Source organism: Ewingella sp. C233 (assembly GCF_055407225.1).
The window spans coordinates 380,647-393,148 of sequence record NZ_JBUZRI010000002.1; the positions used below are offsets into that span (position 1 = coordinate 380,647).

General features: G+C 53.5%; 10 protein-coding genes and 1 pseudogene. 6 read left to right on the forward strand and 5 right to left on the reverse strand.

Annotation, left to right across the window (positions count from 1 at the left end):
• Positions 1-23: 23 nt before the first annotated feature.
• The 3 genes from ACZRKO_RS14170 to ACZRKO_RS14180 all read right to left on the reverse strand — a co-directional run bounded on the left by ACZRKO_RS14170 (position 24) and on the right by ACZRKO_RS14180 (position 4,618).
• Positions 24-1,676: a dihydroxyacetone kinase subunit DhaK gene (locus tag ACZRKO_RS14170; protein ID WP_463737887.1), complete on the reverse strand. Its 1,653-nt coding sequence runs from the start codon at positions 1,674-1,676 to the stop codon at positions 24-26.
• Between the two features lie 138 nt (positions 1,677-1,814).
• A complete protein-coding gene (locus ACZRKO_RS14175) occupies positions 1,815-3,182 on the reverse strand; it encodes an L-serine ammonia-lyase (protein WP_463737888.1) in 1,368 nt (455 codons plus the stop codon).
• A 152-nt stretch (positions 3,183-3,334) separates the two neighbouring features.
• Positions 3,335-4,618 (reverse strand): HAAAP family serine/threonine permease, encoded by a 1,284-nt coding sequence (locus ACZRKO_RS14180; RefSeq protein ID WP_463737889.1) that lies wholly within the window; start codon positions 4,616-4,618, stop codon positions 3,335-3,337.
• Positions 4,619-5,506: 888 nt separating this feature from the next.
• Here ACZRKO_RS14180 and yfiR point away from each other — a divergent pair.
• From yfiR to yfiB, 3 genes are all read left to right on the forward strand, one after another.
• Entirely contained in the window at positions 5,507-5,938 is a 432-nt protein-coding gene (gene yfiR / locus ACZRKO_RS14185) for a regulatory sequestration protein YfiR (protein WP_463737890.1), read from the forward strand.
• Between the two features lie 3 nt (positions 5,939-5,941).
• Positions 5,942-7,246: a diguanylate cyclase DgcN/YfiN gene (dgcN, locus tag ACZRKO_RS14190; protein ID WP_463737891.1), complete on the forward strand. Its 1,305-nt coding sequence runs from the start codon at positions 5,942-5,944 to the stop codon at positions 7,244-7,246.
• Positions 7,247-7,316: 70 nt separating this feature from the next.
• Positions 7,317-7,769 (forward strand): outer membrane lipoprotein YfiB, encoded by a 453-nt coding sequence (yfiB, locus tag ACZRKO_RS14195; RefSeq protein ID WP_463737892.1) that lies wholly within the window; start codon positions 7,317-7,319, stop codon positions 7,767-7,769.
• Positions 7,770-7,784: 15 nt separating this feature from the next.
• Here the strand turns inward: yfiB and ACZRKO_RS14200 are convergent, their stop codons facing one another.
• On the reverse strand, positions 7,785-8,657 hold the full coding sequence (locus ACZRKO_RS14200; protein WP_463737893.1) for a LysR family transcriptional regulator: 873 nt from the start codon (positions 8,655-8,657) through the stop codon (positions 7,785-7,787).
• A gap of 104 nt (positions 8,658-8,761) precedes the next feature.
• On the opposite strand from ACZRKO_RS14200, the gene budA reads away from it, so the two are divergent.
• Positions 8,762-9,565, forward strand: a complete 804-nt coding sequence (gene budA, locus ACZRKO_RS14205; protein WP_463737894.1) for an acetolactate decarboxylase — start codon at positions 8,762-8,764, stop codon at positions 9,563-9,565.
• A gap of 31 nt (positions 9,566-9,596) precedes the next feature.
• Complete coding sequence (alsS, locus tag ACZRKO_RS14210; protein ID WP_463737895.1) at positions 9,597-11,273, forward strand: acetolactate synthase AlsS; 1,677 nt, start codon at positions 9,597-9,599, stop codon at positions 11,271-11,273.
• 48 nt (positions 11,274-11,321) lie between these two features.
• Here alsS and ACZRKO_RS14215 read toward each other — a convergent pair whose 3' ends face one another.
• Positions 11,322-12,083, reverse strand: a complete 762-nt coding sequence (locus ACZRKO_RS14215; RefSeq protein ID WP_463737896.1) for an HNH endonuclease — start codon at positions 12,081-12,083, stop codon at positions 11,322-11,324.
• Positions 12,084-12,233: 150 nt separating this feature from the next.
• Here ACZRKO_RS14215 and ACZRKO_RS14220 point away from each other — a divergent pair.
• Positions 12,234-12,500, forward strand: a pseudogene (locus tag ACZRKO_RS14220) (transposase); the annotation flags it as partial.
• Positions 12,501-12,502: the final 2 nt, after the last annotated feature.

A 12,502-nucleotide genomic window follows, 5' to 3' on the forward strand; every position in this document is an offset into this window, starting at 1 on the left:
AGGCCGTATTAACCGTGTGATCTTTATTTAGCTAAGGCTTCGAAGACTTTTTCTACGGCCACCGCGCCAGGGTCTTTCACCCCTTTCAGGCTATTGCTGCTGAGATAGGACGAACGCCCCGCATTGGCTTTCTTCATGCTGGCCGTTTCTTTCGCGCCTTTGGCGGCGGCTTTAGCGGCCGCTTTGACGTCACCCTTTTTGCCCAGCGCTTCAAGTGCCGGTTGCAGGGCGTCGATCATCGTGCGATCCCCCAGATCTGCGCCACCGTAATGCTTCATGCGTTCGAGGCCAAACAGCAGCGCATCGGCGACCGGCTTGCCCTCTTCCACTTTCTGACCGGCTGCGGTGAAGAAGATCGACATCAGCACGCCACTGGAGCCGCCCATTACGGTCGCCAGGCGATCGCCCACCACAGTGAACAGCGCAGAGAGATCGTTAAGCGGCAGCTTTTTGCCTTTGTTCTGCTCCTGAATATCACGCGCACCGCTGGCAAATGTCGAACCGGTATCGCCGTCACCCACTTTGGCATCCAGCTTATTCAGCTCATCTTCCAGACCCGACAATGTCTGCGTGATGGTATCGACAATTTTGCCAACGCCTGCATTAGCCGAAGCTTTCACTTTTACCTTCTGGCTGATTTTTTTGGCTTTCTGCGTTGGCAGTTTTTCCAGTTTCACCAGTGGCTGCCAGCCCGAAGCTTCCACATCTGCCAGCAGCGCTTTTTCGAAATCATCGGTCAGGGCGATAGCCGAGAGCGAGAAGCCTTTCATATCCAGCGCGCTGACCAGCGCCGCCGGTCCAATCAGATAGCGGATAGATTTCCCTAGCGCCGAATGCACCAGCTCTTTAGTCAGCTGATTCATCTCCAGCGGAGAAACGCCGCCGAGGTTGTTGACCAGCACTGCCAGCTTGTCGGTTTTTTTAAACCCAGCCTGAAGTTTTTCCACCAGCGTGGCGATGACTTTTTCGCTGTTCTGGGTTTTTAGTTTTGAGATGCCCGGCTCGCCGTGAATCCCCAGCCCCAGTTCAACCTGACCGGCCGGAATGCGGCTCTCCTCCTCTTCTTCACCGCTGTCACCCGGCAGGCTGCAACCGGCCATCGCCACGCCGATACTCGCCGTGGCATCAATGGCTTTCTGCGCCGCGGCGGTTACCGCTTTCAGCGATTTCCCCTGCTGTGCCGCGTAACCGGCAATTTTATGAACCAGCACCGTGCCGGCAATACCGCGTGGCTGCTTGTTATCCGGTAGGGAGATGTCATCTGACACCATCACTAGATCGACTTTATAACCGAGGATTTTGGCTTTTTCCGCCGCGAGGCCGAAGTTAAGACGGTCGCCGGTGTAGTTTTTAACAATCAGCAGGCAGCCTGCTTCGCCGGTCACCGCCACGATGGCGTTGAGCACCGCATCCACGCTTGGCGAGGCAAATACGTCGCCGCAGACGGCGGCCGTCAGCATACCTTTACCGATAAAGCCGACATGTGCCGGTTCATGTCCTGAGCCGCCACCCGAAATCAGGGCGACCTTTTTCTTATCCCAGTCACTGCGCACCACGACACGGATGGCCGGATCGACGTCCAGCTTGGCTACGTTCTTGTAGGGGGAAGTGAGAATTGCGCCTTCGATGACATCGTTAATCAGATTCTTGCGGTCATTCATGAAAAATTTAGACATGCCGATTCGTCCCTTTAACTGTTTTAGATGTTGTCTGGTTTCAGAAAGTATCAGATTTAACATAGCACAGGGAGGAGGAGATTCAGGGCGAAGAAAGGCGGTTTCCCGCCTTTTAAGAAAGAGATGATGAAAGCAGAATTAATTACATGCGAGAACCTTGATAGCCAATCCTCCGCGTGAGGTTTCGCGGTATTTCGCATTCATATCTTTGCCGGTTTCGTACATGGTTTCGATGACTTTATCGAGGCAAACGCGCGGCTCGCTGGTGCGGCGCAGCGCCATGCGCGACGCATTCACCGCTTTCACGGCGGATATCGCGTTGCGCTCAATGCAGGGAACCTGCACCTGTCCAGCCAGCGGATCGCAGGTCAGCCCGAGATGATGCTCCATAGCAATTTCGGCTGCCATAAACACCTGCGCCGTGCTGCCGCCAAGCAGTTCAGTTAACCCTGCCGCCGCCATCGAACAGGCCACGCCGACTTCGCCCTGACAACCGACTTCCGCACCGGAGATCGACGCATTCATTTTGAACAACACGCCGACTGCGCCTGCCGCCAGGAAGAAGCGGCTGTAGGAATCGGGGCTGACCGGGCGGATAAATTGATCATAGTAGGTCAGCACCGCAGGAATGATGCCGCAGGCCCCGTTGGTTGGTGCAGTGACCACGCGGCCACCGGCAGCGTTTTCCTCGTTGACCGCCATAGCGTACATGTTGATCCAGTCAACCACGCCCATCGGATCGACGTTATTTTTGTCCTGCGTGACCAGAATACGACGCAGCGCAGCGGCACGGCGGTTGATTTTCATCGGCCCCGGCAGCAAACCTTCCGTATGAATACCCCGGGTGATGCCTTCGCTCATCACATTCCAGATTGCCGCAAAATGGTCAGCAATTTCAGCACGCGAATGCCCGGCCAGCTCGTTTTGCAGCATGACGCCCGACAGAGACAGACCGGTATCGTTACAATGTTGCTGCAAATCTTTGGCAGAATGGAACGGGAACGGCATGGTAATGGCGCTCTCTTCCTGCACACCAAACCGGCTGGCCTCGACAATAAAACCGCCACCGATGGAGTAATAAGTCTGGGTGTAAAGCAGGTTCTCGCCGTCAAAGGCGCTGACCGTCATGCCGTTTTCATGCAGCGGTAGGTTAGTGCTGTGGAAATTCATCCCGCCATCGGCCAGGAAATCCACCTCCCGCGCACCATTGGCCAGCATCAGACGGCCGGTGCTCTCCACCATACGAATAAAAGCAGGGATCGCATCAATATCCACGGAGTCCGGTAAATTCCCAGCTAACCCCATGATTATGGCGAGATCGGTATGATGCCCTTTGCCTGTTAAAGATAAAGAGCCGTAAATATCTACCACGACGCGGGTTGTATTATTTATATGGCCGAGGGAGATAAGTTCATCGCTGAATATTTTCCCGGCTTTCATTGGGCCGACAGTATGAGAACTGGAAGGGCCAATACCAATTTTGAAAATATCGAAGATGCTGATCACGTCTGACTCCATGACTAATAAGTGTCAATAAAGGGCCGGGCGAAAAAACGCCGGAGAATAAACAGTAAAGATAAGAATAGGAGTGGATGCTAAATATAGGAGAAAACATGAGCAGGTATTACCCTGCTCATGATGATTTATTTAATTCAGGCTTAGCCCATCAGCGTATAAACAATCGCAGACATCGCAATCAGGCCCATAATAACTACGAACACGTTACTGATGTGACCACTGTATTTTCTCATCGCCGGTACCTTGCGGATGGCATACATTGGCATCAGGAACAACAGCATCGCAATAACCGGGCCGCCGATATTTTCAATCATACCCAAAATGCTAGGGTTTAATGTCGCCACCAGCCAGGTAGTCAGTAACATGAAAATAGCGGTATAGCGGTTCAGCGTTGGCAGGGAAATATTTTTTCCTTTGCTGCGCAGTGACTTAATAACCATACCGTTAAAACCTTCACGGGCGCCCAGATAATGACCGAGGAAAGATTTGGTGATGGCAATAAAGGCGATAAATGGCGCGACATACGCAATCATTGGGTTAGAGAAGTGGTTCGCCAGATAAGACAGAATAGAGATGTTCTGGGTTTTCGCTTCCATCAGGTTTTCCGGAGACAGGCTGAGCACGCAGCTGAATACGAAGAACATCACGGTTAATACCATCATGATGTGGCTGTAAGCCAGGATGCGCGAACATTTTTTCTCAGCGTCTTCACCGTACTCTTTACGCTTGGCCACCGCGAAAGAAGAGATGATTGGCGAGTGGTTAAAGGAGAACACCATCACCGGGATCACCAGCCACAGGGTCATCAGCAGGCCACTGCCCACGCCGTTACCGGAAAGAGACACGTTCTGGAACACTGACATATTCCAGTTCGGGATGAGGTACAAGGCCAGCGCCATCAGTACCGCAACAAACGGGAACACCAGAATGCTCATGGCTTTAACGATCAGGTCCTGACCGAAATGCACGATTCCCATCAGGCCCAGAATCAGCACCAGAGAGAGTAAAGCCCGCGGTGGCGCGGTCCAGTGCATCTGGTGAGTAATAAAGCTTTCAACCGTGTTGGTGATCGCTACGCTATAAACCAGCAGGATAGGATAGATAGCAAAGAAATAAAGCAGAGTGATCAGCTTACCGGCGGAAATACCAAAATGCTCTTCGACTACTTCAGTAATATCTTCACCGGCATTTTTTCCTGATAATACAAAACGCGTCAAACCACGGTGCGCGAAGAATGTCATCGGGAATGCCAGAATGGCCATAATAATCAGTGGAATCAAACCGCCGATACCGGCATTAATAGGCAGGAAAAGTACGCCTGCACCAATTGCGGTACCGTACAGACCCAGCATCCACATGGTGTCTGTTTTACGCCAGCTCGTTGCCGAGCCCTGAACCTGCGTATCAATATGTGTGTTGTCCATAATCCCTCGGTATAGAAAAAATAAACTGCTATTTTAAATCAGTTTTTATGGCTCCGTTTTTGGCGCGGTATATGCCACCAACGTGCTCTTAAAAAACCAATCAAACGAATAAAACATATCATTAATGCCGGGATGATACCTATCAGCAGCATAAAAAGCTGTCATTTCGTGTGGGATTGAGATCAAAGTCACGATTAATAATCATCGCTCGATAATTCCGCTTAAGAATGGCGATTTATTAACATAATCGCGCACAGGGATTACCCATTAATGATCATTCAGTAACAATTTATATTTGTAGCCTACAACATATTTGCGAGGGTTATTTATACCAATTGTTTGTGAAATGACCGAAACGTATATAATTCACACAAACCATTGCGTCTGTTATTTGTTCGATTACGGATAATCCCTCTGAATTACTATTTATCCGAGTCCGGACAATAGCGGGGAACTCACCCTGTGATTGGCGAAAATTCGAGCAACCCTCTCCATGGAGATCGTCCTGCACCACATCACTCCCCCGCCCCTGCGAGCAGCATGTGGTTCGTTTATGCAGCAGAAGAGACATGTGTCTCAATTTTTATTAACCGGACAATGCCAAATGTTGTTAAAATTATTTTAGTAAGAAAATTCTTATTCCTTGTTCCCGGCGCTTTCAGCATTTTTTGAAACGTACTCTTTATTGTTTACCAAAGCGCGAGCCAACATATGGGAAAAAACCGACGCGGTTTCCATCACACAGGCCCCCTTCTTTTTGGCTGCTTTACGCTGGCTTCCCGGGCTCTCTTGGCCTTGAGTTTTATTAGCCTTGTCTTTCCTATGGCTTTATGGGCGAACAATCCTGACGTTACCGATAATAACGCGTCACCCGCCCGGCAGCAGGAAGTGGCAAAGACTGTCATGGGAATACTCAGTTACTCCCGCTGGCCAGCAAACTCCCAGCCTGATGCCATCCGGTTATGCGTTATTGCTCCCGTGAAATTTGCCGCCAATCTGGTACCGGGAAATAACAATCTGACCGGTAAAATACTGACGGTGCGTTATATCACTTCTGACAGTCCGGCATTAATTACCGAGTGCGACGCACTCTATTCCGGTAATACTTCGGCAGATCAACAACATTCCCTGCATAACCGGCTGGTAGGGCATCCGGTATTAACCATCAGCGAAAAAGATGATGACTGCGCACTGCTCAATGCGTTTTGCCTGGTCGTCGGTCCCGCACATGTTGGCTTCAAACTGAATCTGGACACTCTGGCCCGCAGCGGCGTCAGGGTGCATCCCAATGTTTTGCAGCTCGCCAGGGAAAAGGAGTAAATCATGGAACAACACCCCTCTGTTTCAGCCGACGATAATCCCGGCATGCGCCCGTCATTAAGCCGGGAACTGAACCGTATTCATGTGGTAGTCATTTTGATGGGGATGGGTCTGGCAGGATTTCTGCTGACCGTACTGGCCCTGATCGCCCTGCGCTCACACGCTGACTACAATTTGCACCTCACGGCGCGCGCCATCGGTTACACCACCGAGGCAGCCGTGGTGTTCAACGATAAACCGGCGGCGCGTGACGCCCTTGAGCTAATTGCCACCAACGAAGATTTCTATCAGGCAAAAATCCTGACCGCTGACGGCGAAGTGCTGGCCGACTGGCAGCGCCCGCAAAGCGGCACCTGGGATAAACTCGGCCAGATGGTCGGCCATCTGGCTTTCCCAAAACCGATCACTCTGCCCATCCTGCACGCCAACCAGCAGATCGGTACCGTGTGGCTGGCCGGTGACGGCGCCAGCCTCATCGGTTTCCTGCTCAAAGTGATCATCGGACTGCTGGCCAGCCTTCTGGTGACAGCAGTTCTGGCGTTTACGCTTTCGCGGCGCATGGTCAAACGGATTGTCGGCTCCTTGCAAAACATCACCGATGTGACGCATGCAGTCAGCGCCAACCGCACTTTTAATCTGCGCGTCCCTTCGGCGCCGATTGCCGAGCTGCATACTCTGAGCTGCGACTTCAACAGTCTGCTGACGGAGCTGGACGCCTGGCAGCATCACCTGAAAAACGAGCACGACTCCCTTGCTCACAAGGCGCGGCACGACAGCCTGACCGGCCTGCATAACCGGGCATTTTTCATCGATACGCTGAATCAGTGTTACAACCCGCTGCGCCCACAGACTTCGCTGGCGCTGCTGTTTATCGACGTCGATAACTTCAAGGAGATCAACGACAGCTTCGGCCACGCCGCAGGCGATAAAGTACTGATCGATATCGGCGAGCGTTTGGGAGCACATATTCAGGAGCACGATCTGCTGGCACGGCTTGGCGGTGATGAGTTTGCGGTATTACTGCAAATGCAGAATGCGGCGTTACCGGCGGCCAGCGTTGAAGAGATGGCGATCAGCGTAGCGCAGAGCATGGTGAAGGCGATGCAGGAACCGCTCACCCTGCCCGATGGCAGCACGCTGAACGTGTCGGTGAGTATTGGTATAGCTCTTACCCCCGCGCAGGCAGCCAATCCTCAAGAACTGCTCGAACGTGCCGATGAAGCGATGTATCGCTCCAAAAAATTCACCGGCAGCTGCTGGCATCTGGCAGAGCATGCGCCGTTAAACGCCATGGCGGACCCCCGCTAAAAACCCTGTAAAGAGGCAGACTTCCTTGAGAATAAATGATTCCGTAAAGACCTTACTCGCACCTTTCTTGATGCTTTTTTGCCTGATTGTGCTTGCAGGCTGCCAGGCAAAACCGCAGGGATTAACCCCGGAGCAGATTGCGGTGTTGAAAGAACAGGGATTCAGCCTGACCAGCGAAGGCTGGGAGCTAGGACTGAATGCCAAAGTGCTGTTCGGTAATAATCAGGACACCCTGTCGCCGCAGAGCCAGAAAACGGTAGAGACCCTCTCCCGCGAACTGGTGCGGGTCGGGCTGGTGAAGGTGAACCTCGACGGGTATACCGATGATTACGGCGATGATAAGTACAACGAAGATCTCTCCTTGCGCCGCGCCAATACCGTCGCCACCGCGTTTGCCAGCGCCGGAATGCCGCGCGCCAATATTCATACCCGTGGCATGGGTAAACTTAACCCAGTCGCCAGCAATAAAACCCAGGCAGGCCGCGCCGAGAACCGCCGCGTATCCGTGATTATTGTGGTGTAAAACTGCCCAACGCTTTTACAACAACTTCAGCAGATGCATCGCCGCTTTGCCGTTGTCATTGCGCCGCCACGCCAGCGCGACCTGCGTGGTGAGCGGCGGACCGGCAAGCGGCAGGCAGGTGACGTTCTCATCATCGATTTTTCCGAGTGACGCCGGCACCACCGCGTAACCAAAACCGGTCGCCACCATACTGATGGCCGAAGTCACCTGCGGCGATTGCTGGCCCAGTTTTGGGATAAACCCGGCGTCGTTGCAGGCGGCGATCACCGAGTCGTAGAGGCTCGGAGCCACCTCGCGCGGGAAAGTGATCAGCGTTTCATCTTTAAGCGCGGCAAGCGTAATGTCCTCGTGCTGCGCCAGCGGATGGGCAAACGGCAGCGCCACCACCATTTGCTCAAAATCAATCACCCGGCAGGCAAAATCCTTACTGCGCTCACACGGCAGACGGATAAATGCCACGTCGATAGCGCCGTCCGCCAGCGCGGTCATCAGCGCTGACATCTCCTTCTCCTGTGGCAATAACTCCATTCCCGGATAGCTGTTCCGAAAACGGTGCAGCAGCGCAAATACCTGCGGATTAAACGCCGTCGAACTCGCAAAGCCAATTCGCAACGTTCCGCTCACACCCCGCGCCACGCTGCGCGCGCGTTCCAGCGCGGCATCAGTCAGCTTCAGGATATTCACCGCGTCGTCGTACAGCGTTTTCCCCGCCTCGGTCAGCTCAATACTGCGTGTTAAACGCCGCAGCAGCGGTGCGCCTATTTCATGCTCAAGCCGCTGTATTTGCTGGCTTAGCGGCGGCTGAGAGATACCCAGTTGTTCGGCGGCACGGGTGAAATTCCCGGCTTCGGCCACCGCCACAAAATAACGCAGATGACGAAGTTCCATATCAAAAACGTCTCAAAGTGAACACCCCGTCATATTGGAACTCCCGGCTAAATAGAGTCAACCTTTAGTTAACAATGCTAATCATTCTCCTACGGAGCGACAACATGACAGCCCACAACCTTCACCGCCACGATGCCCACAGCAACTGCGACTGCGTGGCGGATATCACCCGCAGCGCCCTGCAATTTCAGCAGGATCACCCAGAGCGCGTGATTTATCAGTCGTCGATGATGAGCGCCCTGCTGAGCGGCGTGTACGAAGGCGACACCACCATGGCTGACCTGCTCGAACACGGTGACTTTGGCCTCGGCACGTTTAACCATCTCGACGGCGAGCTGATCGCTTTTAACAGCAACATCTTTCAGTTGCGCGGCGACGGCACCGCCCGCCGCGCCAGCCCGGAACAGAAGACCCCGTTCGCGGTGATGACATTCTTTAACCCGACTAATGAGTATCATCTCGATAAACCGCACAGCCGCGACGCTATCCATAAGATTATCGACAGCGTCATTGCCAGCAAAAACACCTTCTGCGCCCTGCGCATCGACGGCATGTTCAGCTGCGTGGAGACGCGCACCGTGCCGGAACAGCACCGCCCGTATAAGCCCATGCTGGAAGCCATTGAAGCGCAGCCGACATTCCATATCGAACACAGTGAAGGCGTGCTGATTGGCTTTCTCACCCCGGAATACATGCAGGGCATCAACGTGGCCGGATACCACGAGCACTTTATTAACCGCGAACGCAGCAGCGGCGGCCACGTGCTGGACTACCAGTTGGAGAGCGGCGTGCTGACCTTCGGCACCGTCGATAAATTACTGATCGACTTCCCGACCGACCGCGACTTTATGCAGGCCGATCTCAGCCCCGAAAATCTCGATGACGCTATCCGTTCTGTTGAAAGTTAATCGCCACTGAGCCAATGAAGGAGTGTGAACCATGAAAAATTCAGACAGCAGGAATACGTGGAACTGTGGCGCGGATCTGGTCGTTGCCCAGCTTGAACAACAGGGCGTGAAGCACGTCTTCGGCATTCCCGGTGCCAAAATTGACCGGATATTCGACTCGCTGGTCGACTCCTCCATTATCACCATTCCGGTGCGCCACGAAGCCAACGCGGCCTTTATGGCGGGCGCGGTGGGCCGCCTGACCGGCAAAGCGGGCGTGGCGCTGGTTACTTCCGGCCCCGGCTGCTCGAACCTGATCACCGGCGTCGCCACCGCCACCTCAGAAGGTGATCCGCTGGTCGCCATTGGCGGCGCGGTAAAACGCGCCGACCACGTCAAACAGGTGCACCAGACCATGGACACCGTCGCGATGTTCCGCCCGGTGACCAAGTTCGCCGCCGAAGTGACTTCGTCGTCTGCGCTGTCTGAAGTGCTGGCAAACGGTTTTCGCGCCGCCGAATTTGGCCGCCCTGGCGCGTCGTTTATCAGCCTGCCGATGGACATTATCAACGAACCGGCACAGGGCCGTTTGCTCAGCTCGCAGCCACCGACGCTTGGCAGCGCGCCACAGGACGCCATCCGTCAGGTGGCCGCTTGCCTGCAAAAAGCCAAAAATCCGGTGCTGCTGCTTGGCCTGATGGCCAGCCAGCCGCGTAATGCAGCAGCCATCCGCCGCTTACTCAATAAAAGCGATCTGCCGGTCACCAGTACCTATCAGGCGGCGGGCGTTATCGATCAGGCGCACTTCCACCGTTTTGCGGGCCGTGTCGGCCTGTTCAACAACCAGGCCGGTGACCGCCTGCTGCGCAATGCCGACTTAGTGATCACCGTCGGTTACAGCCCGGTCGAGTACGAACCGGCGCAGTGGAGCAACGGCCAGGCCGAGCTGGTGCACATCGACGTGGTTCCCGCCGAGACCGACAGCGATTACACACCTGATGTGGAACTGGTGGGTGACATCGCCGATACCGTCGATCTGCTGACCGAGCAGGTGCATCAGCATTTTGATCTCAGCCCGGCGACACGCTCTATCCTCGATGACCGCCGCCAGCAGCGCGAACTGCTGGATCAGAAAGGCCGCAGCCTGAGCCAGTTTGCGATCCATCCGCTGCGCCTGGTGCGCGCTATGCAGGACATCGTCAATAGTGACGTGACGCTGTGCGTGGACATGGGGAGTTTTCACATCTGGATCGCCCGCTATCTTTACAGCTTTCGTGCACGTCAGGTATTGATATCTAACGGCCAGCAGACCATGGGCGTAGCACTCCCGTGGGCTATTGGCGCAGCGCTGGTCGAACCCGGCCGCAAAGTGGTGTCTGTCTCCGGCGACGGCGGCTTTATGCAGTCCAGCATGGAGCTGGAAACCGCGGTACGTCTGGGCGTCAACCTGCTGCACATCATCTGGGTGGATGACTGCTACAACATGGTGGCGATTCAGGAACAGAAGAAATACCAGCGCACCTCCGGCGTAAAATTCGGCCCGATAGATTTCAAAGCCTATGCCGAATCCTTCGGTGCTAAAGGCTTCGCCGTGACCTCATCCGACTCCCTAGAAAGCACCCTGCGCACCGCCATGGACGTACAAGGCCCCGCCGTCGTCGCAGTGCCGGTGGATTACAGCGATAACGCGCTGCTGATGGGGCAGTTGAATATGGGGGAGATGTTTTAGGGGGGAATAATTAGATTGTTGGGAAGGCGCGAGGATTGCGCCCTTCTGCTATTCGGTAATAAAGATTTTATTCCGGTGATATTTTAGTTGGCAAATATCTGGCGAGTACTTGAGAGGAGAGCGGAGTTTCTTCCCTTCATAATTCGCGAAATTTTCAATGTAAGCAGCGCTTTTGAGTTTCTTAATTTGTGGAGAAAGCAGCATCTCGAGATCGTCATTAAAAGAGATCAAACCGCGATCAAAAGCTTTGTCATGCAAGCTCGATAAACATAAACCATTGCTCGGATTTAAACGATGTTCAACAGCATGACTCCACGGAAGGATATGGCTTGCGACTAATAGAGCAGGCTCTTCAAGCCCGGTTAGACAACAGCGATATTCATAGGCTTCAAGGACATTTTTGCGGAACAATTGCTGATCGACACGGGCCTTAACGATTGTCGTTCTCTCCCTACCACTATAGTCAGGAGCTTCACTGTCTCGCATCTCCAAAACTAGTGGCTCGAGTTTTTCCATCGCTTGTTCGCATTGCACTTCGAAAGTAGCCGTATTCTCTGCCATTTCCCACCATATGGCGCGATCAGCGTTAGACGCACCTTTTAGGCCCGTGCGCCCAGATTCAATAATAAAGGGGTCGAGACTGGCAAAGTTAACCAATTTCATGGCAAGTGCAGAAGAGGTGCGACCAATCAGATTCGCGTAGTGAATAATGTCGGGATTTTTTGAATGTAGTCTTCCGAAAGGAATTTGACTGTAAAGGGTGAAAGCGACGAGAAGTTGATCACGCGTCCAATGGTTTACACCAGCCATCTGCTTGTTATCCTGAGAGTATGAGTTCGGCTTATCGATTCTACTCACTTTGCTGGCGTAAACACAAAAGACAAAATTGTAGTGGCATAGTGAATTTGGCCACCTAAATAGAGGTGATATCATCACCTCATAGTCAAAACAGGTGACATTATGACCGGACGTAACAGACGCAATTTTAGCCCCGAGTTTCGCCTCGAAGCTGCCCAGCTTGTACTCGATCAGCACTACACCGTTGCCGCCGCTGCCACTGCGATGAATGTCGGCAAATCCACGATGGACAAATGGGTTCGACAATTGAAAGAAGAGCGAGCGGGAAAATCACCCGTAGCGTCACCCATGACACCTGAGCAGATTGAGATACGTGAGTTGAAGAAAAGACTTCAACGCGTTGAAATGGAGAGGGATATATTAAAAAAGGC